Origin of the sequence: Lactobacillus johnsonii ATCC 33200, assembly GCF_000159355.1 — a bacterium.
Classification (GTDB): domain Bacteria; phylum Bacillota; class Bacilli; order Lactobacillales; family Lactobacillaceae; genus Lactobacillus; species Lactobacillus johnsonii.
This window is the reverse complement of the sequence record NZ_GG670120.1, coordinates 373524-397474: the sequence shown is the minus strand read 5'-3', so window position 1 is coordinate 397474 and position 23951 is coordinate 373524. Positions and strand designations below refer to the sequence as shown.

Annotated in this window: 26 protein-coding genes and 2 pseudogenes; all 28 read right to left on the bottom strand. The window is 32.8% G+C overall.

The window, feature by feature from the left end:
* Positions 1–81: 81 nt before the first annotated feature.
* A pseudogene (locus tag HMPREF0528_RS01995) lies at positions 82–1411 on the bottom strand (IS66-like element short variant transposase).
* Positions 1365–1595, bottom strand: a complete 231-nt coding sequence (locus HMPREF0528_RS01990; RefSeq protein WP_004894387.1) for an IS66 family transposase — start codon at positions 1593–1595, stop codon at positions 1365–1367. The pseudogene HMPREF0528_RS01995 and the gene HMPREF0528_RS01990 overlap by 47 nt, the downstream one beginning before the upstream one ends.
* Before the next feature lie 65 nt (positions 1596–1660).
* A pseudogene (tnpB, locus tag HMPREF0528_RS01985) lies at positions 1661–2007 on the bottom strand (IS66 family insertion sequence element accessory protein TnpB).
* Between the two features lie 342 nt (positions 2008–2349).
* Positions 2350–3366, bottom strand: a complete 1017-nt coding sequence (locus HMPREF0528_RS01980) for an acyltransferase family protein (protein ID WP_004894380.1) — start codon at positions 3364–3366, stop codon at positions 2350–2352.
* 13 nt (positions 3367–3379) lie between these two features.
* Positions 3380–4807: a flippase gene (locus HMPREF0528_RS01975; protein WP_004894379.1), complete on the bottom strand. Its 1428-nt coding sequence runs from the start codon at positions 4805–4807 to the stop codon at positions 3380–3382.
* A gap of 9 nt (positions 4808–4816) precedes the next feature.
* Positions 4817–5989, bottom strand: a complete 1173-nt coding sequence (locus HMPREF0528_RS01970; protein ID WP_151375926.1) for a polysaccharide polymerase — start codon at positions 5987–5989, stop codon at positions 4817–4819.
* Between the two features lie 5 nt (positions 5990–5994).
* Positions 5995–7101 carry a UDP-galactopyranose mutase gene (glf, locus tag HMPREF0528_RS01965; RefSeq protein ID WP_034525197.1) on the bottom strand — a complete coding sequence of 369 codons (1107 nt, stop codon included), beginning with the start codon at positions 7099–7101 and terminating at the stop codon, positions 5995–5997.
* A gap of 1 nt (position 7102) precedes the next feature.
* The gene (locus HMPREF0528_RS01960; RefSeq protein WP_004894372.1) at positions 7103–8131 is read right to left on the bottom strand and encodes a glycosyltransferase family 2 protein; all 1029 of its coding nucleotides are present in this window, start codon (positions 8129–8131) and stop codon (positions 7103–7105) included.
* 22 nt (positions 8132–8153) lie between these two features.
* A complete protein-coding gene (locus HMPREF0528_RS01955) occupies positions 8154–9197 on the bottom strand; it encodes a glycosyltransferase family 2 protein (protein ID WP_004894370.1) in 1044 nt (347 codons plus the stop codon).
* Positions 9190–10095 carry a glycosyltransferase family A protein gene (locus tag HMPREF0528_RS01950; RefSeq protein ID WP_004894367.1) on the bottom strand — a complete coding sequence of 302 codons (906 nt, stop codon included), beginning with the start codon at positions 10093–10095 and terminating at the stop codon, positions 9190–9192. The genes HMPREF0528_RS01955 and HMPREF0528_RS01950 overlap by 8 nt, the downstream gene beginning before the upstream one ends.
* Positions 10088–10813: a glycosyltransferase family 32 protein gene (locus HMPREF0528_RS01945; protein WP_004894365.1), complete on the bottom strand. Its 726-nt coding sequence runs from the start codon at positions 10811–10813 to the stop codon at positions 10088–10090. The genes HMPREF0528_RS01950 and HMPREF0528_RS01945 overlap by 8 nt, the downstream gene beginning before the upstream one ends.
* A complete protein-coding gene (locus tag HMPREF0528_RS01940; protein ID WP_004894362.1) occupies positions 10814–11314 on the bottom strand; it encodes a glycosyltransferase in 501 nt (166 codons plus the stop codon).
* Between the two features lie 9 nt (positions 11315–11323).
* On the bottom strand, positions 11324–11773 hold the full coding sequence (gene pssD, locus HMPREF0528_RS01935) for a PssD/Cps14F family polysaccharide biosynthesis glycosyltransferase (RefSeq protein ID WP_004894358.1): 450 nt from the start codon (positions 11771–11773) through the stop codon (positions 11324–11326).
* Between the two features lie 18 nt (positions 11774–11791).
* Complete coding sequence (locus HMPREF0528_RS01930; protein WP_004894356.1) at positions 11792–12451, bottom strand: sugar transferase; 660 nt, start codon at positions 12449–12451, stop codon at positions 11792–11794.
* 27 nt (positions 12452–12478) lie between these two features.
* Positions 12479–13249, bottom strand: coding sequence for a tyrosine-protein phosphatase (locus HMPREF0528_RS01925; RefSeq protein WP_004894353.1), 771 nt, complete (start codon positions 13247–13249; stop codon positions 12479–12481).
* 6 nt (positions 13250–13255) lie between these two features.
* Complete coding sequence (locus HMPREF0528_RS01920) at positions 13256–14011, bottom strand: CpsD/CapB family tyrosine-protein kinase (protein ID WP_004894352.1); 756 nt, start codon at positions 14009–14011, stop codon at positions 13256–13258.
* 10 nt (positions 14012–14021) lie between these two features.
* Positions 14022–14885 (bottom strand): YveK family protein, encoded by an 864-nt coding sequence (locus tag HMPREF0528_RS01915; RefSeq protein WP_004894349.1) that lies wholly within the window; start codon positions 14883–14885, stop codon positions 14022–14024.
* A 6-nt stretch (positions 14886–14891) separates the two neighbouring features.
* On the bottom strand, positions 14892–15896 hold the full coding sequence (locus tag HMPREF0528_RS01910) for an LCP family glycopolymer transferase (RefSeq protein ID WP_004894347.1): 1005 nt from the start codon (positions 15894–15896) through the stop codon (positions 14892–14894).
* A 385-nt stretch (positions 15897–16281) separates the two neighbouring features.
* On the bottom strand, positions 16282–17550 hold the full coding sequence (locus HMPREF0528_RS01905; protein WP_004894344.1) for a hypothetical protein: 1269 nt from the start codon (positions 17548–17550) through the stop codon (positions 16282–16284).
* A gap of 96 nt (positions 17551–17646) precedes the next feature.
* Positions 17647–18180, bottom strand: coding sequence for a DUF4767 domain-containing protein (locus HMPREF0528_RS01900; protein ID WP_004894341.1), 534 nt, complete (start codon positions 18178–18180; stop codon positions 17647–17649).
* Positions 18181–18315: 135 nt separating this feature from the next.
* The gene (locus HMPREF0528_RS09655) at positions 18316–18735 is read right to left on the bottom strand and encodes a DsbA family protein (protein ID WP_311317705.1); all 420 of its coding nucleotides are present in this window, start codon (positions 18733–18735) and stop codon (positions 18316–18318) included.
* A 13-nt stretch (positions 18736–18748) separates the two neighbouring features.
* A complete protein-coding gene (locus HMPREF0528_RS09650; protein WP_004894336.1) occupies positions 18749–18967 on the bottom strand; it encodes a DsbA family protein in 219 nt (72 codons plus the stop codon).
* A gap of 18 nt (positions 18968–18985) precedes the next feature.
* Positions 18986–19156: a hypothetical protein gene (locus HMPREF0528_RS09230; RefSeq protein WP_004894332.1), complete on the bottom strand. Its 171-nt coding sequence runs from the start codon at positions 19154–19156 to the stop codon at positions 18986–18988.
* A 119-nt stretch (positions 19157–19275) separates the two neighbouring features.
* A complete protein-coding gene (locus HMPREF0528_RS01890; protein ID WP_004894331.1) occupies positions 19276–19791 on the bottom strand; it encodes an SA1002 family membrane protein in 516 nt (171 codons plus the stop codon).
* Positions 19791–20267: a low molecular weight protein-tyrosine-phosphatase gene (locus HMPREF0528_RS01885; protein ID WP_004894327.1), complete on the bottom strand. Its 477-nt coding sequence runs from the start codon at positions 20265–20267 to the stop codon at positions 19791–19793. Before HMPREF0528_RS01885 ends, HMPREF0528_RS01890 begins: the two co-directional genes overlap by 1 nt.
* A 212-nt stretch (positions 20268–20479) precedes the next feature.
* Complete coding sequence (gene yihA, locus HMPREF0528_RS01880) at positions 20480–21064, bottom strand: ribosome biogenesis GTP-binding protein YihA/YsxC (RefSeq protein ID WP_004894326.1); 585 nt, start codon at positions 21062–21064, stop codon at positions 20480–20482.
* Positions 21064–22329 (bottom strand): ATP-dependent Clp protease ATP-binding subunit ClpX, encoded by a 1266-nt coding sequence (gene clpX / locus HMPREF0528_RS01875; protein ID WP_004894324.1) that lies wholly within the window; start codon positions 22327–22329, stop codon positions 21064–21066. Before clpX ends, yihA begins: the two co-directional genes overlap by 1 nt.
* Before the next feature lie 144 nt (positions 22330–22473).
* On the bottom strand, positions 22474–23823 hold the full coding sequence (gene tig, locus HMPREF0528_RS01870; RefSeq protein ID WP_004894321.1) for a trigger factor: 1350 nt from the start codon (positions 23821–23823) through the stop codon (positions 22474–22476).
* Positions 23824–23951 lie beyond the last annotated feature (128 nt).

Below are 23951 nucleotides of genomic sequence, written 5' to 3'. Positions count from 1 at the left end.
AAAAGTATAGTAAGCGTCAAATAACCAAGTATATTGAAAGACCGTCCTAGTTGTTCTAGGGCGGTCTTCTTGCGATGTCTTCTATTTACACATTTTTTGAATTTTTGCTTGCCATGGCAAATAAGCTTCAAGAGCATCCGAATCTAAAATTTCTTCATTCGGTAATTTTTGAAGCAAGTAATTTAAGTACTTTTCAGGATCAAGATCATTTCTTTTAGCAGTTTCAATTAAACTTAAAATGATGCCACTAGCAGTAGCCCCTGCAAAGCTTTGTGAAAATAGCCAATTTTTGCGACCTATCACGAGTGATTTAACAGCTCGTTCAGCCTTGTTGTTGGATAATTCTAAGCGGCCATTAAGCAAGACATGCTCAAAAGTTTCTTGATGCTTGAGCGCATAATTAATGGCTTTGCCTAGTTTAGAACCAGGCAAAAACAGTTGCTTTATTTTTCCTGCACCATTCAAAAAACTCCTGCATTAATGGCCTGAGTTCTTCTTTTCTAGCTTGATAACGTGTTTGACAATCTAAAGATTCCCAAGCTTTTTCCAAGCAGAACATCCGATTGCAATAGTTAAGCCCTTGCCTGGCAATGCACTTGCCAGAAGCATTTTGTGGCATAGCTTCATGAAACTTTCTCCTAACATGAGCCCAGCAGCCAACCAAGGTTGCCTCAGGCAGCTGTTCATAAGCCTGCCACATATCGCAGTGCAGATAGCCAGAATAGTTGCCTAAAAAATCAAGTGCTACTTGGCCGCTGCGGTGCGGATCATGATGATACAGTGTAATCCCATAGCGATCATGCTTGCCAGAAAGAAAGACCCAATAATAGGTTTTAATTGTCTCACTTTCCAGCACGGTGTAATAGGTTTCATCGGCATGCAAGATTGGTCGGTTTAACAGCTTTTGTTTAAGCACGTCATATAACGGCTTAAAGTAATATTCGCTACTCTTCAGTCCCCAGTGATTTAACATTTGTCGAGAAACTTCTAGCCCCATCTTTTTCCAGTCGCTTTCTTGCCGATAATCTGGGATCTTCAACTCATACTTTTGATATAAAGTATGGGCAATAAGCGAAGGTGATCCTAGGCCGTGATTCAATGGTGCCTTAGGTACTGCGGCTTTAATGATCTTGTCGCTAAGACTTCTCTGACTGCAGTATTGGCATTTGAAAGCATGTTGGATGTGATTCAAGCGCTTAAGCTGAGCGGGAATGAAAAGCAATTCCTGTCTTATCGGATAAGCGCCAATTTCTTTCAACTCATGATGACAATTAGGGCAGTGCTTATCGTCCAATTCATGATGAACTTACTCAGCAGGAAAGCCTGCTAACAGGTCGGCTCTTTTTCTCGTGTGAGCTTGTCTTCTATAAGTAATAGTCTGAATGGCGGCGTCGGGGACGCTCTCCGTCATCTTGAGCTTCAGACTCATCAAATAAACTTGTTTGGCCATTCAAGGACATTTGTTCTGAAGACTTGCCGTAATGCTTTTGCGTTAAGTAAGCTACTTGTTCACGGAGAAGCTTGATCTCATCAGTTAGGTTTTGAATGGTAGTTGCCTGTTGGGAAATAATCTTTTCCAAATTTTCTTGTGACATAATTCAAACTTCCTCCTAAATTTTGTTAGTTAAAATTATGCCAAAAAAGCGCGCGATATCAAGTGTTAGTAGAATTCGCGTGCTTTCGTGTTCTTTATTTTTGGACTAATTGCGAAGCCCTTCATCAGCCAGTCGACTTGTTTAGAAGATAAAGCTTGAACTTCATTTTGGTTTCGCGGCCAGTTCATCTTCCCGTTTTCAAATCTTTTATAGAGCAGCCAAAATCCTTGACCGTCCAATAAAGGGCCTTGAAACGATCTTTGCGTCCACCACAAAAGAGGAAGACTTTTCCACTGAACGGATCCAGTTCAAACTGTTCTTTGACTAGTGTTGCTAGTCCATCAATTCCTTTGCGCAGATCGGTCTTGCCACAAACGATATAAACCTGACCCAGTGTATAAAGATTGATCATGATAAGACTTTCTCTAAGAGTTTATTCATTATTTCAGGATCTAAACTGCTATAGAAGTTCAGTTCCAGATCGTTCTTTTTCAAACTGAGCAAGAGATTATTGCGTAGTGGCCGAGTCTTCTTCGGTATGATTGGATGATTGAGTGCCACAATTGGCTGTTGCTTTTCGAGCATATGATTCCCCCCCATTGAATTGATAAATTAATCATAGCTGAAAGTGAAAGTTGGATCGAGACACTCGGTTATTTGACGCTTACAAAATAACTAAATTTATAAGCTTTCCAACTCCTCGAAAAAACACTGTGTAGTGATTAACTACACAGTGTTTTTTTGCTTTTATTTTTTATAATTTAAAGAAACGATTAATAATTGGAATACGTAGAGCAATTTCTACAATTATCAAACATAGAATGAACAAAACGGGAATCATAAAAATAGGATAATTATATAAAATATGAATCTTCATTAATTTACCAATAAAAAATGGATGAAGCATATATATTCCCATTGTTGCAGGAATAATAAATTCAATTGTACTTTTATTAGGTGGAGAAGAAATAGAAAAAATTATAAGTATCAATACTGAAGTAAATATAATCAGAGCATTTCCATAATTTGCCTCAGCATAAAACCAATGAATTATATTTCTATTCCAAATTGAATATGCGATCACTCCAACATATAAAAAACTAGCTACAATGCATGTCATTACAAAATGTTGCTTGCAAAAATTTTTTATTTTCTCAAAATTAGTATTTCCAATTAAGCCACCTAAAAGATAGTATTCAATATATAAATATAGTCTAAAAATCTGTGGTATGTTCCGAATATTAGAACTGTTGCCAAAATGCATCGAAATATCAATACCTATACAAATCAAAGTAACTATACTTGTCAAAATTAAATATCCTACAAAACTTTTTTGCAAAAGATACCATAATAATGGGGATAACAACAGCATAATAATAAGTGCCCAAAAGAACCAAAAGTGATAAAAATGCTGATTTGGAATTCCTACAAAAGCAGTCCCCTTCAGTTCTTCAAGAAAAATAAAATTATGTTTTATACATAAATGAACTATACTATATATTAATACCCAGCCAATTATTATAAAAAGAATTTCTCCCACTCTTCTCATAACATAAGAATATGACATCATTCTTTTATTTAAAACAAAATAACTGCTTGCCATAAAAAATATAGGAATTGCAATTGCCCCAGCATAATAAACACTTAAATTAAGTAAACTATTTTTAACTACTGGACTTGTTGGAACTAAAGAATGAAGACACAATACTAAAATACATGCTAGGATTTTTACTAAATCTAAACCATAATTTCTATGTTTTCTATTACTCAATTTACGATCTCACTTATCTATTCAACTTATTTCCTACTAGATCTTTTAGTTGATCAATGATTTTAGCTTTCAAAACTACTATAAATACAGCATACACAACTATTCCTATTAAAACTTCTACACCTAACATAAGCCATGTATCTTTTAAATGCGTATTCATCCAAAATACTACAATAAACATACACAATCCAGATAAAAAGTACTTCCACGTACTTGAAAACAAGCTTCTAATACTCAACATATCTTTAACTGCCCATAGTTGATATAGAGTTACAGCAAGTTCGGATAAAACTGTAGACCACATAGCACCATTTAATCCCCATATTTTAATAAGAGGAATATTTAACGCCAAATTAATAAACGCTCCTAGAGTTACAGAAATAGTAAATGCTCTTTGCTTATGCATAGGCAGCAAGTACTGTACTCCTAATACATTACTCCATGCAATTATTAAAATAACAATTGATTCTATCATCATAGCAGGACCCACAGGACCATAACCAGGACCGTAATATTTCGTTGCCAAAGTTAATGAAATAGCTGCTAATCCAAACATCATAGGATAAGAGACAGCCGATACAAAATCAAATGACTTATAAAGCATTTTGTTAACTTTATTCATATTGCCATGTGAAACCGCATTAGCAACATGGGGTAACATAACTGTTCCCGTAGCAGTTACTAATGCAAGAATAAGCTTTACTAAATTATCAGAATACTGATAGTATCCTGAAGACGTTTCACTTATCATGACTCCCAACATAGTTTTATTAAGTTGGACATATACTTGAGTTGCAATTTGAGGAATAAACAATTCAGCCATAGGGAAAAAGTGTTGCCACGGATTTAAGAGTTTAATATTTATTCTATCTAAATCACGTACAATGTTAGGCCATAAAGTTAGATTTCCAATTAACGTTGACAAAGCTAGAACTATTATGTACAAAGTGACATCATTTGGTCCTTTGATAAACATAAAAATTGCAATCATTGATAAAATTTTTACCAATGAATTCTTTAAAACAGTTACCTTAAAATCTTCAATGCCTTCATAAAACCATGATATATCAAAAGCTACTGCTACTAAGTTTAGTGATTGAGCCCACATATATTCGGGTTGCTTACTGTAAAAAATCATAAAAATTTCAAATGCAACGAATGCGTAAAGAGTCATGATTGTTTTTACAATTTGAATTTCCCAAAAGGTCTTAGTCATTTGACTTTTCTTTTCACGAACATACGCAATTTGTCGATTTCCATAATACCCAATACCCATATTAGCAAATAGAATAAAATATTGGATTATAGAATTAGTAAATGAATTCGCTCCTACACCCTCTGGCCGCAAAACTCTACTGACATAGGCAGATGTAATAAGTGGAACGATAATTGCCAATACTTGATACCCAACATTATATAAATAGTTTTTTATTACTTTCATTCTATCAACCTATTCTTGTATTGTTTTTTCAAATATTGAAGAATCGTGTACAGCAAAAAACTGTCCTAATAACAAACAAAATGGGGAGTACCATGGTAATAATAATTGGGGATCAAACATAGAGTGAATGGCAATTAAAAATAAAGCTATTCCTAAATATTGTTCATGCTCTTTTATAGATTTATTACATATATAAATTAGCAATATCATAATTATGATAAAAAATAGACATCCACTTACCAGTAATGTTTGAAAATATGAACTATCAACAAAATTGTAATACTGAGTAGCCATTCCATTTACATTAATCGCTTCAAAATCAATTTTTTGTCCAAGTAGTTTTACTCCCCACATTTGTAGTCCTGAGATATTTAATGCCAATCGACCCGATAACGCCTCATTTAAAGTATAAAATAAAGATTTAGGAATCCAGAACATTAAAACATTTAATACAATAAAGCATATTGGAAAAGCAAATAATATAATAAATTTTACCAATTTAAATCTTAAAATATCTAATTTAAACTTAAAAATCTTATCTACTAATACAAACAAAATAAAAAGTGTCGATAAAATATATGGGTTTCTTGTATTAGTACTATAGTAAATAAAATAGTTTGCGGCTTCTAAAATTATTAGCTCTACATACGTAATTTTTTGTTTTCTAAAAACTAAGTATGCTAATGTGAAATAAAATAACAACTGTGCCGAATATGTATAATATCCAAATCCTAGGCTTGACCTTACCCTAAGGTACTGACCTACGACTATAGCATTTGGAATACGTCCCAGTTTAAACAAAAATATAGTTGAAATCAGTATAATGGCGGTAAATATAAGGAAAGTTTTTAAAATATCTTCAAAATAAAAATTTCCTGCCATCAAAATTAATGCATACGTAGCAATAAAAGTGAAATTTTGATTTTTACTTAAATAAATAATTAGCCCAAAAAACAAAATCAGAGATATAATATTCCAAATCCTAACCTCAAAGTTTTGATTTTTCATTACTAATAATAGTAAAAAAAACATACTTACTAAAAGAAAAACATTTAGAATCTGTCCTATACTTTCTTCAAATTTAAATTTTATGTTAACAGTATTTTGAATTTGTTGAAATAAGCCCCAAATAAAATAAACTATACAAAAAAAATTTGTTAATTCTTTCTTTTTTAAATCCATATTCATTATTCTACACTGTTACTCATACGTAATGCCTCAGCAATTACCTGATCCATATTATAGTATTTGTATTGTCCTAATCTACCGCCAAAAATTACTTTATTTTGTTTTTCAGCCAGACCCTTGTATTGTTTATATAAATTATTGTTTCTTTCATTATTAACTGGATAGTATGGCTCATCTCCACGTTTCCAATTAGCAGGATATTCACGAGTAACGATAGTCTTACCCTTATCGCCTTTACCAAATTCGAAATGTTTGTGCTCAATTACACGTGTATATGGAGTTTCTGCATCCGTATAATTAATTACTGCATTACCTTGATAATTATCTACATCTTTTTCTTCAGTCTCAAAACGAAGAGAACGATATTCAAGTTCGCCTAACTTATAATCAAAGAACTTATCAATCATGCCTGTGTAGACAATTTTATCAAAATTCTTTAAATACTCATCCTTTTTATCAAAGAAATCAGTATTTAACTTAACTTCAATGTTCTCATTATCAAGCATTTTTTCTACTATTTGAGTATAACCACCCTTAGGAATTCCTTGATAATCATCATTAAAGTAATTGTTATCATAAGTTAAACGAACTGGAAGTCTTTTAATAATAAATGCTGGCAATTCTGTAGCTTTTCTACCCCATTGCTTTTCTGTATATCCCTTAATCAGTTTTTCGTAAATATCACGTCCAATTAAAGAAATTGCTTGTTCTTCAAGATTTTGTGGATCTTTTCCTGCCATTTCTTGACGTTGTTCATTAATCTTGTCCATAGCTTCTTGTGGAGTTCTTACTCCCCACATTTCACTAAATGTATTCATATTAAATGGCAAATTGTACATTTTACCATAGTAATTCGCTACAGGACTATTAGTGTAACGATTAAATTCAGCAAATTGTTGTACATAGTCCCATACTTTTTTGTCTGATGTATGAAAAATATGTGCACCATATTGATGAACTTGAATTCCATCAACTTCTTTAGTATAAATATTGCCGGCTAAATGATTTCTTTTTTCAATTACAGTAACTTTATTGCCTCGTTTTGCTACTTCATGAGCAAATACTGCTCCGAAAAGTCCTGATCCTACAATTAAATAATTGGTCATTTTAAGCTTCACGTTTCCTCTCTAATTTAACATATAATCTCTCTACCCATTTATATGTTGCTTTATTCATAAATCCTTTGAATATTAAGCGTCCAGTCATAGAATTTGTATTATATGGAACAACCTTATTATTCACATATTTAGCTAATATCTTATTATATCTTTGCATTATTCTCATAATTTTTAAAATCTCAGTATGATACTTACTCATAGAAGGTAGCTGAGATTCTGTAATAAGTATTATTTTCATTTCATAATATAAGAAATATATATATGTTTCAATTTGATTTAGCTCAAATCCATTTATCAACTGATTATAAATGGAATGCCATATTTTAATGGTATCCCTAATTTTAGCTTCAGTCTTTGCTGTCATAGTATTACCAGGACGATCTATCAAGTAGTATGCAAGAGCTTCATCCAGATATCCTACTCTCTTTGCATTAGCAATCGACAACACATACAAAATAGTGTCCGTATAGCTAATCTTATGAGGAAAATCTATATTTTTTGCAATTGATGTTTTAAATAATTTTGCATGTGGTGATACTTCACTAAAAATAAATCTATCCTTTTTTTCAGCCGTATCATATGCAACACGTGGTTTTACATTTAACTCTTTTTTAAAACTAGGAATGTATACTTTTTTATTATCTTCTGAATAAATATTATATTTATCACCAACAGTTACATCTAAATTACTATTTTTTGCAAAATTATGTAATTTTTCCAATGCATCATCTGTTAGCCAATCATCAGGATCACAAACTAAAAAATATTTTGTTTTTGTATTCTTAATTCCATATTCTAAAACTGACCCATAGCCACCATTTTCTTTTAAAATAGATTTAAATCTTGGATCTTTATCAGCATATTCTTGAACAATCTTTTTAGAATTATCAGGAGAGCCATCATCTATTGCCCAAACTTCAAAGTTCTTGTATGTCTGTCTTTTCAGACTGTCTAAGCACTTTCTAATATATTTTTCAACATTATAAATTGGAACTATAACAGTAATATCTGGATTCACTCTTTTTCTTCTCCTATTTAATTTAGTTAAATTGATTTAATCTCTTTTTTTCCTTAAGTCTGTAAATAGAATATAATAAAACAACTTTATTATGCCGTAATAAATAGATAGCAAATTGAATGGACTTAGAATTATAGAGAGATTTCAGTGAAGTAGAATTTACATAATCATCTTTTAAAAATAATTCTCTACTTTTCTTAATTTCTTGTATTCCAACTTTTTTATTTGATGCACGAGTAGCATTAGAAATTAACGTAGAGTACATTTTTACACGATTACTTAAATAACGCTTTCTATATAAATTATATAGATCATTCTTATTTAACAATTCATAAAATCGCTTATGGAAATATTTTTGTTTTTCAATATCATTTTCAATATATTTATTCATAGCAGATGATTGTCTTCTATTATAAAAATATATAGATTTCCCTGAAATTATTGATATACGTTCAGCTTTTAATAAAAGCTCAATCATAAATAAGAAATCTTCTGCTTGTGATATCTTCTCATCAAATTTTATATTATTACTTATAATAATATCTCGTTTGATTATGGTACGCCATACCGGTAACCAAATAGATTGTTCTCCTTCTAACGGAAATATGGTTTGTGGTATTAATTTATTTATAACCCATTCATTATCAAAAATACCAGCATTTTTAAATTTAAAAGGTGTTTCTTTATCTTGTGTAATTTCACTATAATTACCTAGTGCAATCGGAATATTATCATTAGCTACATGATTATGCAAAATTTCTAAATAATCGGGAACAATTTCATCATCATCATCTATAAAAGCAACGTATCTTCCTTGAGATTTTTCTATTCCCATATTTCTTGCTGCAGAAACTCCATTACCATTTGACGATAAAATTCTATATTTAAATTTTGCATTTTTAAATTTCTCTTTTAATTCTTCTTTCGTATTATCCCGCGAATGATCATCTATTATAAGTACTTCGAAATTTGTGTATATTTGCGAAGAAATATTATTGTAGATTGTATCAACAAAGTTAGATGAATTATGAACTGGGATTATCAAACTAATCTCATAGTTATTCAATTTTGAATCTCTTTTCCTTCAAAACCAACGCTGGTAAAAATAAAAAAATACTTTCTATTAAATCTGGTGAAACACTTTTAATTGATCTGTTAGTTGCAAGTGCAAAAGCAGTTAAATTAATATTTGTTTTCCATTGACCTATCAATCGCTTTTTCCAAGGAAATGAATTCATTGCGCGATATCTTGAATTCAACAACATAATGGTACTTTTAGGATTTTTTAACCATAATTCAAAAAGATGTTTTGTTAGTCCATCCTCTTGATAATCACCAAAATAAAATAGTTCATCTCTTACAACAAATTTACCTTGTTCCATTAATTTATTGTAAAGTATTTCTTCACTAATAAATTTTTCATCAGGTAATTGTAAGGAGTTAAATGCCTTTTTTAATTCATTAGTTTTTATAAAAATAGTAGATTCGGGAATATTATATTGATATCTCAAATCTATAATATTAACTTTATTTGGTAATTGTTTCCAAAGAGATGTTCCATTCGAATCAGCACCTAATTTTCTTGGGAAAACTACACCACAATCATTATCAGAATTAATAGATAATATTGTTTTATATAAAATATCTATCATTTCTTCTGATACAGTATCATCACTATCTACGACTAACGACCATGGTGTATTCAAACGTTTCATTGCATTTTTATAGGCATGCATTTTTCCTTGATTAGACTGGACGATCAAATCAATCTTAAATTTTGATTCTTTTTTCCAAATATCTACAATCTCATTAATAGTTTTCTCAGAACCATCATCTACAATAATCCATATAAAATTATTATTATTTTGCGTGCGTAACGATTTATATAGTCTAGTTAATTCTTTTAATCTATTAAAAACAGGGGTAATAATAGATATTTGTTCTTTATATGCTACCTTATTCATATAATTTTCTTTTCAAAATTTTATATTTCACAAATTCTTTAAGCGGAATTAGATGATACTTAATTTTTTTGGACAATTTTGATCCTTTATACCAACTAGAAGCATACAAATGTATACCGTAAGTATTTGAAGTAATTGTAATTTTTTCTGTTCCCATTTTTTTAGGAGAGAAATAATCTGATGGGTAAATAGTAAAATTCTCTACTTCTTGCTGTTCATTACGCTTATAATCTAGTCCATGTTTTTCCAACAATTGTGTAGTTATTTTTACACAAATTTCAGGATCAAAATTATTATTTTTATCCACAAATGTATGTGTATTATAATAATCTAAATTTTCTTTAAGGATAGATGTGCCTTTTTCACTAGCAAATCCCACACCTGTATTAACCCGACCTACTTTTTCAAAAGACATGAAATTACCCTTTTTAACAAGATCATCAATTGACTTAATCAATTTCACATCGGTATCCATATAGACACCACCCTCATTATAAAGGGCATCTAAACGAACATAATCGGTTAAGAAAGCATACTTTTTACTTTTATAAGCTAACTGAGTATACTTAGTTTTATTTACATCATAATTTGATTCGTTCCATTCTTTTATCTCGTAATCGGGACAATATTTTTTCCAAGATTCTATACAATCTTGAATTACTTTAGGTTTTGGATTATTTCCAAACCAACAATAATGTATTACTTTTGGTATAGTCATTTACTTCCCCACTAATTCATTAATAATATGTTCCAAGCTTTGATTAAATTTCCTATTATTACTACTTTCGCCAACATTTTTTGTTTTGACAATTTCATCATAGTTTTTAATTGTTTCAGCAAGTTTATTTACATCATAAACAGGAATTATATTATTCATTCTTTTTTCAATTAATTCGGTGAAGTCAACTTGGTGATTGTTAACATGCTCATGATATTTTTCTTGTCTAGGAACCACAATTGGAACTTTTCCAAATTGTAATGCTTCAATAAAACTTGAAGGTCCACCATGCGTAATAACAATACGCGCATCTTTCAAAGTATTTTGCATTTCTTCAAAAGACATCATTTTGTGGCCTTCGCAATGTACTGGTTTATATGTACTAAAACCAGTCTGAATAACCACTTTTTCCTTAATTGTACCTTCAGCAACCAAATCATCTATTTTTTTCACCAAACGGTTAAAAGGCTGCTCATGAGTACCTACAGTAACAAAAATCATCTTATCACCCTAAAAAATACTTCCTAAATTAATTGCCTTAGGATAAACTTTCTTCATTTCTTCCCATTCAACGATAAACTTATCTGTTATTGGATATACCAATTTACCAGTAATTGTAGGTTTATCATAGCGATCAAATACTTCAATGTAAACAGTCTTAGCACCCATTAATTTTCCGATATAAAAAAATGGAACTGCTACTGCAGCCCCACTAGAAATAATTACATCAGGACGTTCTTTACGGAGCACTTTAATTGCTAAAAAAGTATTACGAATCAAGTTTTTTAGATTACGGTTAGTGGGATAGTAACATCCATACATCTTTTCAGATTTCAGCTTACTTCTTGCATCTTCTTTATCAAAAGTAACCCAGAATCTATCCTTATTTTGCCAAAATGGCTTTAACATATAAAGATGAGTTAAGTGACCACCGCTAGAACCAACTAAACAAACTTTCATACTTTTTTCTTTCTCTCCTTAATACGCACTATTCGGATGAATAACAACACCAACAGTCTTTAATAAAATCTTAAAATCAAACCACAAACTACTCTTATTGATATATTCAAGGTCTAATTCTACCATTTCATCAAAGTCTGCATCATTACGTTTTGTTACCTGCCAAAGTCCTGTACAACCTGGTGTAACAGTTAAACGCAATTTATCATAGTCAGTATAATCAGCCACTTCCATTGGTAGAGGTGGACGTGGACCTACTAAAGACATATCACCTTTTAACACGTTCCAAAGCTGAGGTAATTCATCAAGACTATATTTTCTAATTACATGACCAATTTTAGTTACACGAGGATCATCTTTAATCTTAAACATTGCCCCGTCAATTTCATTTTGTTCTTCTAACTGTTTTACCATTTTATCGGCATTCACAATCATTGAACGAAACTTCCACATTTTAAATGGTTTCTCATTTTTACCGATTCGTTCTTGTGAATAGAAAGCTGGTCCACCATCTTCCTTTTTAATTAAGACAATTAAAACTAAAAATAATGGAGACAATAATATCAGAGCCAATCCACTAGCTAAAATATCAAAGCCACGTTTTACAGCACGGTATCCTACACGTCCCTTAACTTTTGACGGATCTAGTTTTACCCTTTTAACCTCTTGTGCCATCATTTAAAACTCTATCCCCCAACAATAAACTTAAAATATCCAAAACCGTTTCTTTTTCTTTAAAGGTTTCCAATTTAAATTAACATTATCAGAATTAATAATGTTTCGTGCATTCTGCTTAAAGCTATTAGCAACATCCAATCCTTGCGTTTTTTCTAACTTCTCATAAGCGTCATGCATTCGACTTTCACGTTTTGGCAACGTATGTGCATCTGAAGCAAAAGTGGCTACTTGACCCGCTTCTACAAATTGATCAGCTAATTTTTCGATCTCTTTTCCAAAGACTCCCACATACGAACTAGCAGTTATTTGCGTTAAACAGCCTTGCTCAATAAACTCTTGTAATTTTTCTGGATGAGCCAAGATACCAGAATTCCTTTCTGGATGAACAATGATTGGGGTAATCCCCCGTCCTAACAATTTAAAAGTCATATCTTTGGCATAAGTTGGTACATCTTCACTTGGAAATTCTAATAGCATATATCTGCCATCTTCATCACAAAATAAGATATCATCATCATCTAAAGCTTGCGGTAAATTACCATTTAGACGAACTTCTTGACTTGGAAAGACAGTCAAAGGAATATTGTGCTGTTCTAATTCCTTTTGAAAACTAGCTGTCTCTTTAATGATATCCTCTTTATGATTTAAATATTTTCCATTTAAAGTATGTGGGGTCATTAATGCATGAGTAATTCCATCGGCTACTGCAGCTTCTGCTAGACCTAATGAAGATTCCAAATCAGGAGAACCATCATCAATTCCTGGCAATATATGTGCGTGAATGTCAACTAATACCATTATTTATTACTTCGTTTCTCCATCTTTTTCTTGACTGTATCCATAGCCATAGCCGTATCCATAGCCATCTGGACCAGTTTTCACGTCATTCATTACATACCCTAAAACATGTGTCTTAGTTAAGTTAAGCATTTCAATAGCACGCTCAACTCCAGCCTTCTGCGTAACTCCTTGACGTACAACTAAAACTACTCCATCCATTTCACCAGCTAAAATTTGGGTATCTGAAACTTCTAAGACCGGCGCTAAATCCAAAATTACCAAATCATAGTGTTCCTTAACCATGTTTAGAAAGGCACGCATTCTATTAGAACCCAATAATTGAGCTGGATTAGGTGGAATAGGACCAGCAGGCATTACTGAAAGATTAGGAATAATATCTTCTTTAACAATATTTGCCATATCAACTTCATTAGAATGTGAAGTTAAAATTGTAGTCAATCCTACTCGATTTGGAATGTCGAATGTTTGGTGTAATGTTGGTCTGTGCAAATCGGCATCAATCAATAATACTTTTTTACCTGCTTGAGCCATTGTAACCGCCACATTCACTGTTACAGTTGACTTTCCTTCACTAATATTAGCTGATGTAAAAGCTAAAGCTTTGATTTGATGATCAACACTAGTAAAGTCAATATTAGTCTTCACTGTTCTAAACTGTTCACTTACTGGATTTTGCGGTTTTGCTACAGTAATTAACTTAGCACCATATTGCATGGTTTCATCTGTACCACGTTTTCTACGTCTATTAAACAATCCCATTTATACTCTCCTATACACGCTTCTTTTTACCAGAATCATTGTTCTTCTTATTGATACTAAAATCATTAGATAAGTGGAAGTGAGATACATGACCTAAATTGGTTAAACCTAATTCCTTCGTCAAGTAGTCATCATCTCTGACTGTAGTATTAAATGAATCACGTAAGACAATTAAAGCAACGCTAATAATTAATCCAAGCACAATACCCGCGAGAGTAAATAGTGTAGTCTTAGGGAATGTCTTAATACCACGAGCAGCTGGTGACACAATTGTTACATTATTAACATTCATAATGCTCTTAATTTTATTCTTAAAAGTTTTAGCAACCGCATTTGCAATTGCTTGCGCTTTTTCTGGATCATTACTCTTAGCACTAATTGTAAATACTTGAGATTGTTGTTGTGTACTTACTGACACTGCTTTTTGCATTTCTTTAGCACTAACGTTGTAGCCACGTCCCGCTCTTCTTACAACAGCTGGTTCAGCTGGACTAACAAGTTTTTTAGTACCATCAGCTAAAGTCTTGTACTGAGCTTTTTTAGCTGGCTTTACAACTTCAGTAGGATTTTTTAGCCACTTAGAAGCATCTTTTAAAATAACTGGACTAGTAACAATATCCTTATAAGTATTAATTAACTGGACATCAGCTTGTTGAGCATTGAATGCTTGACCAGCATCCGTCGTATTTCTTTTTTGGTTAACCAAAATCTGAGTTGTTGAAGTATACTTTGGCTCAACGACAAAAGCAGCTAAGACAAATCCAACTGCTCCTAAACCAACGGCCCAGGCGATAATTGCCCAAATATGTGCTCGAAGAAGCATCCATAATCTACGTAAATCGATTGTATTTTCAGTTTTTGTACTGTTTTCCACTTTTTCCTATTCTCCTGTCTTTAAGGTTTCCGGCTTAAGCCCTAAGGCAGCACGTAACTTATTACTAATTCTTTGACATTCTGCTTGACTAACTGACTCATAGGCAACGCCATTCTCCCAATCGCCTTGTCCTTGAGCGTGATCACTTGTGATATTATCAGTTGCATGACGATAATTCTGAGCTAACGCAACCATATTATCAAACGTTAAGTTAGTCATAGTTTGCTTAGAGATTGAATTCAAGAATGCTTGGTTAACGACTGTCTTGTAAGAAATGGAACTCTTTAATAATGCCATAATTACAAGTCTTTGTCTCTCTTGACGCCCATAATCTCCTTTTGGGTCATCATAACGCATTCTACTGAATGCTAAAGCTTTCTTCCCATTCATGTGATAAGTTACGCCCTTAGTGAAGTGATAGCCTTCATAATCAAACGTTAATGGCGACTTAACTGTCACTCCTCCAACTTGATCAATTGCCTTCTCGAGCCCTCCCATGTTTACCATGACATAAGAATCAGTTGGAACATTAAAGTACTTCTTGATCGTTTTAACAGTTTCATCTACACCACCATAAGTATAGGCTGCATTAATCTTAGCTGGTGAATAGTCTGGATAATCCGGTAAGTTAACTTTCATATCTCGAGGCAAGCTGACAACTGTTGTCTTATTGGTCTTAGGATTGATAACCATCATCATAATGGTATCTGTTCTCCCCTTGTAAGAACGTCCAAATTCACCTGTATCTGTTCCCAATAAAAGCAGGCTCATTGGCTTCTTATCTTTCAGTTTGTCGCTAACCTTCCGATCACTAATTTCATTACTCATCGGATTATACATATTGTTAGTGGCAACATGGATATTGTGCCAAGCGATAATAACCGCAATGATGTCTACTGCTAGGAAGACACCTAATACAATCCAAAAGATACGCCAAAACTTTTTACGTCGATGATGCCGGTGATGATGTGAGCGATGTCTTAATTCATTATCACTATTCTTATGATCCATTTTATTCCTCTTTTATTTTTTGCTTTTTAGTAACACTAAAAGTTATTATACAAAAAATATATGAAAACTCATAGAAAATTCACAATTAGCATAAAAAACACATTTATTGAATCAAAACATGCTCTAACCACCTTCACATTGAAAGGACTGCATTAGTTTGCTTAGTTGACTTAGGTGCATCTAAATCAATTTAAAAAGCATTCAAGTCATATTCAATCTTATCTTGAACACCTAACTCTTCAATTGCCTTTTGTTAGTTGGTTTCACCAATGTAGCAGTAAGGACATGCATAATCGCCCCTCAAATTGAAATTTTCATCTTTCAACTCTTCTGTCTCTTATTACACTCTCGCCTCTACAATAGAAACTTTATCCGTATAAAGCAACTATTTTCGCTTACCTTTTAAGTCTTCTTTAGTTGCAACTAAGTCAATTATTTTCTTTGGTGCTAGATTTGGATACATATGAGTAAGGTAAGCTAATAATTCAACGAAGTTTAGTAAGTAACTCGTTAAATTATTGTCTTTCATCATCCCACCAGTAAAATTATTGTCTTTAATATTTGCAAACATGTAAAAATCACGCACTGTATCCATATTTTGATAAGTTACTAGCTCACTGAAAATGTCATTAATTTCTTTTCGAATTTCTTGACCATCAGTCACCTCTCGTTTAACTGGTAAGTCAATCGCATACGCAGAATCCTTTCCATGAGCTAACTCAAGATAAGACTTTCTCTCAAGCATCATATCGCTAATTTCTTTAAACTTTTCATCAGTAAAGTCCATATTCACTTCTAGACTAGTTAAATAACCAGCTAAGGCTTCTACTAGATCATCTTCTGTCTTAAAGGATGGGGTTAATACATACACATAGCGGTCTGTTCTCACAAATAGAAGAAAGTACGTCAAATCTAAGTGTTGCAAGTTTCTACTATATTTAATCAGTTCTTTTTCAAAGCGATAGCCTTCAGGATTTTCTAAGTCAAATTGGCCACCCTGATAAGGAGCTCGATATATTTGCCAAAAGTCTCCTACATTGAAGCCATCAATATTTCGATCTTCAAAAGCAGCTTTATTGAGTAATTTAGCTTCACTAGGACGCTTGTTTTCTAAATCTTTTATTAGAGCTAATAGATTGAGAATATTGCGGTTTGCATATTCCATGAGCATCACTTGAATATCATGATAAGTCGACATATTTTGATCGCTAGTATCATGGAAGAAAACATCCCCTAACTGGTCAGTATAATTAACAACCAAGACATAGTCACCAATCTCTTTTTCACTAGCTAGGTCTTCAGCTAAATCAATGATATCTTCTACTCGGGTTTCTAGTTGCTTAAGCTTATCATCAGTAATCTCTTGACTAGGGCGCTTGAGCTTTCTCATAGCATGCACATTAAATAAGTCACTTTCTAAATCGCCCTTTAATACATCAATGAATTCATAATAATCTAGATCAAGTCTTTGAACGAAAGTCCCAATTAACCTAAAAACAAGACCCTTAGCTCGTGCTGGTTGATAAGAGCGGCGCAAATTATCACTAATAAAAGTTTCTTCAAAGTCCGGTGTCTGTACTATGACTGCCAGGTCCATTGTATTTGGTGTTTCATACACCTTATCAAGCAGTTCTTTCATTTTATTACTTAACATTTTTATACTCTACCTATTCCAATCATCTCACTTTTCATCTATTATACGGATATTTATTTTTAGAAACAAAAAGCCTGCAAAGAAGCAGACCTTAAGCTAGATATTTTCACCATACATAATGTTTGAAAAGCTACCATTTAATGACCTGTCTTGACTGACATGTAAGTTAACAACGTTTCCCTTACCAGACTCATCTACCAAAACAATTGGTTTTTGCTTGTGCCAGCAAAAGAGAAAAGTCTTATGTTGTCCATCTTTAGTTAAGTCATGATTATAGATAGCCAAGACGTCATAATCATAATGATGTTCGCCTTGTGGACTCCAGCCAATGCTTATCTTTTTACCATTCAACTTAAAAGTATCTTTCTTAAAGGCATCTGGATAAACACGATTTGCTGAAGTAGAAAGCTTGTTTTTACCATCATATTTGGTATAGGTTTGGCTCTTCTTTTTACCGTACTTATCCATTTCTTTAGCTAGTTTTTGATCTTTTTTCTTATCCCAGTGCTTCTTCTGAGTAGTCTTTGAACTCTTAGCGATACTATTATTAGTTGAATTAGAGTTATTGGAACAGCCGCTTGCTCCTACTAAGCTGAGAGCAATCACACTCATTAATAATATTTTCTTCATATTTCTCCTTTTCTTCCATTTTTATCCTACCATTAAATTTCAACTTTAGAACCTTTTTAATCTTGAATAAAAAAGGTGTAATTTCACTTTTTAGTCGAAATTACACTTTGAATAGAAGAAATTTAGTAATAGAGGCTAGTTTGCCTTCTGATATATTAAATTGTTGATTGCGTCAATTAGAGCTTCTTTAGTAGGCACACCTTCGTCATGATAATGACCAATTTCAAAGTATGGTACTGCATCCGCATTTCGATTGGCTAAGTCATTTTCATCTTCGATAACTACGTCCTTATATTCTTCACTCGTAAGAATCTTTTTGGGAGATGAGTCATCTAATCCAGGGTCTTTTGCTAATTTTACTAAGACGTCATTATCAGTAATATTTTGATTTTCAACAAAATAAGCTTTAAAGATTGTGTCAATTAAATTGGCCGTCTTTTGATTACTTTGTGTATCATTAGCCCATTTAGTTAAACGCAATGCCTTCATCGTATTGACTGGAAGTGTATTTGCATAATTAATTGTTAAACCAGCATCTCTAGCTTGTTCAGTAATATTTTGAAATCTTTCATGAAGTTGCTTTTGGGTTAAACCATCTTTTTTTCATCAACTTCTCTCCCCGCGTTTGCGTTGGATTTTCAGTAGCAGTTGGATCAATTTGAAAAGCGCGAAAGTTATAATCTAACTTGTTTTGATCAATTCCTACTGCCTTAACTGCCTCAGTTAGCTTATGAAAAGCAATATAACAAAATGGAGATGCATAATCCATCCAAAAACTCATTCTCATAGTATGCCTACTTTCCGGTTATTTAGTAGCTTCTTTAATTAAAGCCTTCAAATCATCATCAGAAAAGTCTTTACCGTATTTATTTTGTAATTTTTCTAAAATAAAGCCATTGTCACGATTACGGTGAATCATTTCACGAACGTCTTTCATAATAGCTTCTTTTTCACGATCAAATGTTGGAACTGTCATAATTACAGCCTTCTTTCATATATAATCCGCTTTCACTTTTTATTGTATGAGTTAAAGTCATAATGACAAAGATTTAGTCTTAACATAATAAAAAGATAATCTTACTATAAGACTATCTTTTATAAATCATGTTGATATTTCTTCAATAAAACAACCGCAATCCAAATTGAAATAAATGATGGCAAAATAATTACTACCAGTAAATCCGGATTGAGGATACGAACTGTTTTGATCATTTTAGTAATTGTATGGATCTTAGCAATGTTATTGAAGATTGATTGATAAACTGTAACATAAATTAATGACCATTGAATACAGTATTCAATCAGCGTTAACGTTATTTCGGAAATATGATAATGTTTATTGAATCTCTTTAATCCCTCATATAATAGTAAGCCTGATAGAATTACTAACGCTGCTAAAAGCAAGAAGAGATTTCCTAATTTCATATCATGAACCCGATCAATAAATAGTGCCGCAATTCCAAATAAAATTGAGAAGTTAACTGTACTAAGCAGTAGTAATACTAAAAATAAAATAATTGCTTTCAGAAAATAAAGCCGATGTTTAGAAGTAAAAATATATCCTGATACTACTATTGCTAAAATAACCAGGAAAATTGGTAAAACTTGCATTACTTATCAGACATCTCGATTTTCTTAATAAGAGCTTCACAGCCTCGATAAATATCTTGATAAGCCCCTTCAAAGTCCCTAGTATACCAAGGATCATCAACATCCATCATAGAGCCAGCAAAAGATAAAAGTTTATATTCTTTTCTGTCTGGGTCTCCTGCTGAAATATGATTCATATCAAAGAAGTTTTCTTCATCCATCCCGATAATGTAGTCATATTTCTCATAGTCGCTCTTAACCATTTTTCTAGCTTGACGATGGTTAAAAGGAATTCCATGCTCATTCATTACTCTTTGAGAACGCACATCGATATCATGGCCAATCCCACTAATAATTGCATCTTCGGTTGTAGCAGCTGAAGCAATTTCATACTCTTTTTCTTTACCTAGATCTTTAACAATCTTTTTAGTAATAAATTCAGCCATAGGCGAACGACAAATATTACCATGACAAATAAATAAAATTTTTTTAGTCATTTCTTTCCCTTATTTCTTTAAAGTGTATATTTTAATTCTAAAGCTAATACATTTATTTAGGCAAGAAAAAATACCGACTAGAGCTTGTCAGCTCCAACCGGTATTCTTCTTTTTCAAAGGTTGTTGAAACATTATTAGTTCAATATTTTCAACGTATTTAATTATATCAAAGATAGATGAATTTAATCAGCAAATTATACAATTTTTTTAAATTACATCCTATCTTCGACCCAATCCCAGAATTTATCTACATTTAATTTAGAAACACTAGAGAATGGTAAGAAAGATACATTTTCTTGTGATAGATCCAAACTCTTGCCGATTTTTTGCTTAATCTGACTTGCTTCCATCTTTTTCAACTTATCCATCTTCGTTGCTACCACCAAGATTGGAATATCAAGATAGAGAGCATAATTAAACATATTGATATCATCAGCAGTTGGGTTGTGACGTGCATCAACTAAAAGAATTAATCCCTTTAAATCGGCACGCGTTTCAAGATAATCTTGAATCATTTCACCAAAAGCAGCTCTTTGCTTTTTAGAAACTTTTGCATAGCCATAACCTGGTACGTCAACCAAATACAACTCATTATTAACCTTATAAAAATTAAGAGTTTGAGTCTTACCTGGTTGTTGGGATGTACGGGCTAGTTTACGGCGATTAACAATCGTATTAATCAAACTAGATTTACCAACATTAGAACGGCCAGCCAAGGCAAATTCTGGTAAATCATCTTTCGGATACTGTTTTTCAGAAACAGCACTAATGACAAATTCAGCATCTACGACTTTCATTATTTAGTCGCCTCACTCGTCTTTTCAGCCTTATCCTCTTTATAGGTAATCTTAGGCTCTGCATGCTTAGTAATAACATCCTTAGTAATTTGGACTTCTTGGATGTTATCATCACTTGGTGTACGGTACATTACATTCATTAATGAATTTTCAACAATAGAACGTAAACCACGTGCACCCATATGACGACTAATAGCCATATCTGCAATAGCTTGTAGGGCTCCATCAGTAAATTCAAGGTCCACATCGTCAAGTGACAATAATTTCTTGTATTGTTTTACTAAAGCATTCTTTGGTTCAGTTAAAATTCTAATTAAGTCCTCAGTACTCAACTTATCAAGAGTAGCAATAATTGGAATACGTCCAATAAATTCAGGAATTAAACCGAATTTAACCAAATCTCCAGTTGTAAGATTCTTTTGCCAGTCATCTACATCTACTTGGTTAAGACCATTTTCTGCGCCAAAACCAATTGTTTTCTTACCAAGACGGTTTTTAACGATATTTTCAATACCATCAAAAGCACCACCAACAATGAACAAGATATTAGTAGTATCAATCTTAATCATTTGTTGTTGCGGGTGTTTACGTCCGCCTTGAGGAGGAACAGAAGCAATAGTTCCTTCTAAGATCTTAAGTAATGACTGTTGTACACCTTCACCGGAAACATCACGAGTAATTGAAACATTTTCTGCTTTTTTAGAAATCTTATCAATTTCGTCAATGTAGATGATTCCACGTTGGGCACGCTCTATATCATAGTCGGCATTTTGCAACAATTTGAGCAAAATATTTTCTACATCTTCACCAACATAGCCGGCTTCAGTCAAAGTAGTAGCGTCCGCAATAGCAAATGGAACATTCAAAATTTTAGCCAAAGTTTGGGCTAAATAAGTTTTACCCGAACCAGTTGGTCCAATCAAAGCAATATTTGATTTTTGCAACTCAGTTCCAGTGCTATCAATATCCATTTGACTGATACGTTTGTAGTGGTTGTAAACAGCAACGGAAAGCACCTTCTTGGCACGATCTTGACCAATTACGTACTCATCCAATTGCTTTTTAATTTCCATTGGCTTAGGTAAATCTTTAGTTTCTTTAATGGAATCTGCTTTTAATTCATCATCAATAATTTTCTTAGAAAGATCGATACATTCATTACAAATGTAGACTCCATTTCCAGCCACAATTTTTTTAACTTGTGACTGTGGTTTACCGCAAAAAGAACATTTTACTTCTTCTTGCTCAGTAATTTCGTTAGCCATCAGCCATCCTCCTTTTCACTTACTTTATGTCAAAATAAGCTTAGCAGTTCACTTTAACAGAGTAAAGAAAATTGTCTTATTAATTAATAGTAAAGAAAAAAGCGACTGTCATAGCCGCCCTTTTCTTAAACTAGTTATCAACTATTATTTATCAGCCTTTTTGTCGTCTTCTTTGGTTGACTTCTTAGCAGTTGATTTCTTAGTAGCTTTCTTAGCAACTTGCTTTGCCTTGTCAGCTACTAAATCAATAGCTTTTCTAATAGCAATATCATGCTTAAGCATATCATCACTCAAGCTACGACGAACAACTTTTTCTTCCATGTTGTAGTCGTGTGCTAAGTCTTTGATTTCTTGCTTAATTTCATCAGCAGTTGCGTCAAGTTTTTCTTTAGCAACGATTGCTTCCAAAACAAGGTTAGTCTTAACACGTTCTGCAGCACCCTTAGCTAATTGTTCACGCAATTGAGCTTCAGTAGTACCAGTTAACTTGAAGTAAGTTTGTGGGTCAATACCTTGACGTTGCATGTTGCCTAAGTATTGGTTCAATTGGTTTTGAACATCTTCGTCGATCATTGCTTGAGGAACTTCATCAATGGTTGCATTTTCAACTGCACCCTTGATTGCAGCATCTTGGATAGCGTCTTTTGCGTCATCTTCCTTGTGCTTCTTCAAGTCTTTCTTGATCTTATCTTTTAATTCATCAAGTGATTCTACTGAATCATCAACATCTTTAGCAAACTCGTCATCTAACTTAGGTAATTCTTTAGATTTCACTTCATGAATCTTAGTAGCAAAGTGTGCTTCTTTACCAGCTAAGTCTTTTGCACCGTAATCTTCTGGGAAGGTTACAACAACATCTACATCATCGCCAGCTTTGTGATCAATAAGTTGATCTTCAAAACCAGGAATGAAAGTACCAGAACCTAATTCTAATGAGTAGTTTTGTGCACTACCACCATCAAATGGTTTACCATCAATAGTACCAGTGTAGTCGATAGTAACAGTATCGCCTTTAGCAGCCTTACCGTCTTTCAATACTAATTCAGCATTTTGTTCACGGCGCTTGTTTAATTCTGCATCTACGTCCTTAACTAAAACGCGAGTGTTTTGCTTAGGAACTTCAATACCCTTGTAGTCACCTAACTTAACTTCTGGCTTAACAGAAACAGTAGCCTTCATTACCCAAGCCTTGTTCTTATCCATTGAAACTGGAGTAATTTGTGGTTGGCCAACTGGGGCAATACCAGCTTCTTTAACAGCAGCAGTGTAAGCTTCTGGTAAAACGATGTTTAAAGCATCTTCGTAAAGAGCTTCTTCACCGTAAAATTGATCAAAAATAACACGAGAAACGTGACCTTTACGGAAACCAGGTACACGTAAGTTCTTCTTAACACGTTTGAAAGCTTGATCTAAGCCCTTTTTTACTTCTTCTTGTGAGATTTCAAAAGTTAATTCACCGGATGTTTTACCGGTCTTTTCCCATTTTACAGACATTAATTAAATACCTCCGATGTCAAATTTGGGTTTGCTATTGCACACTTAACTATCTTACCCTAAACCTTGCTAAAACACAAATCCAGAAAGAAATTTGTTAATTTTTGTATAAAAAAAAGATGTATCCT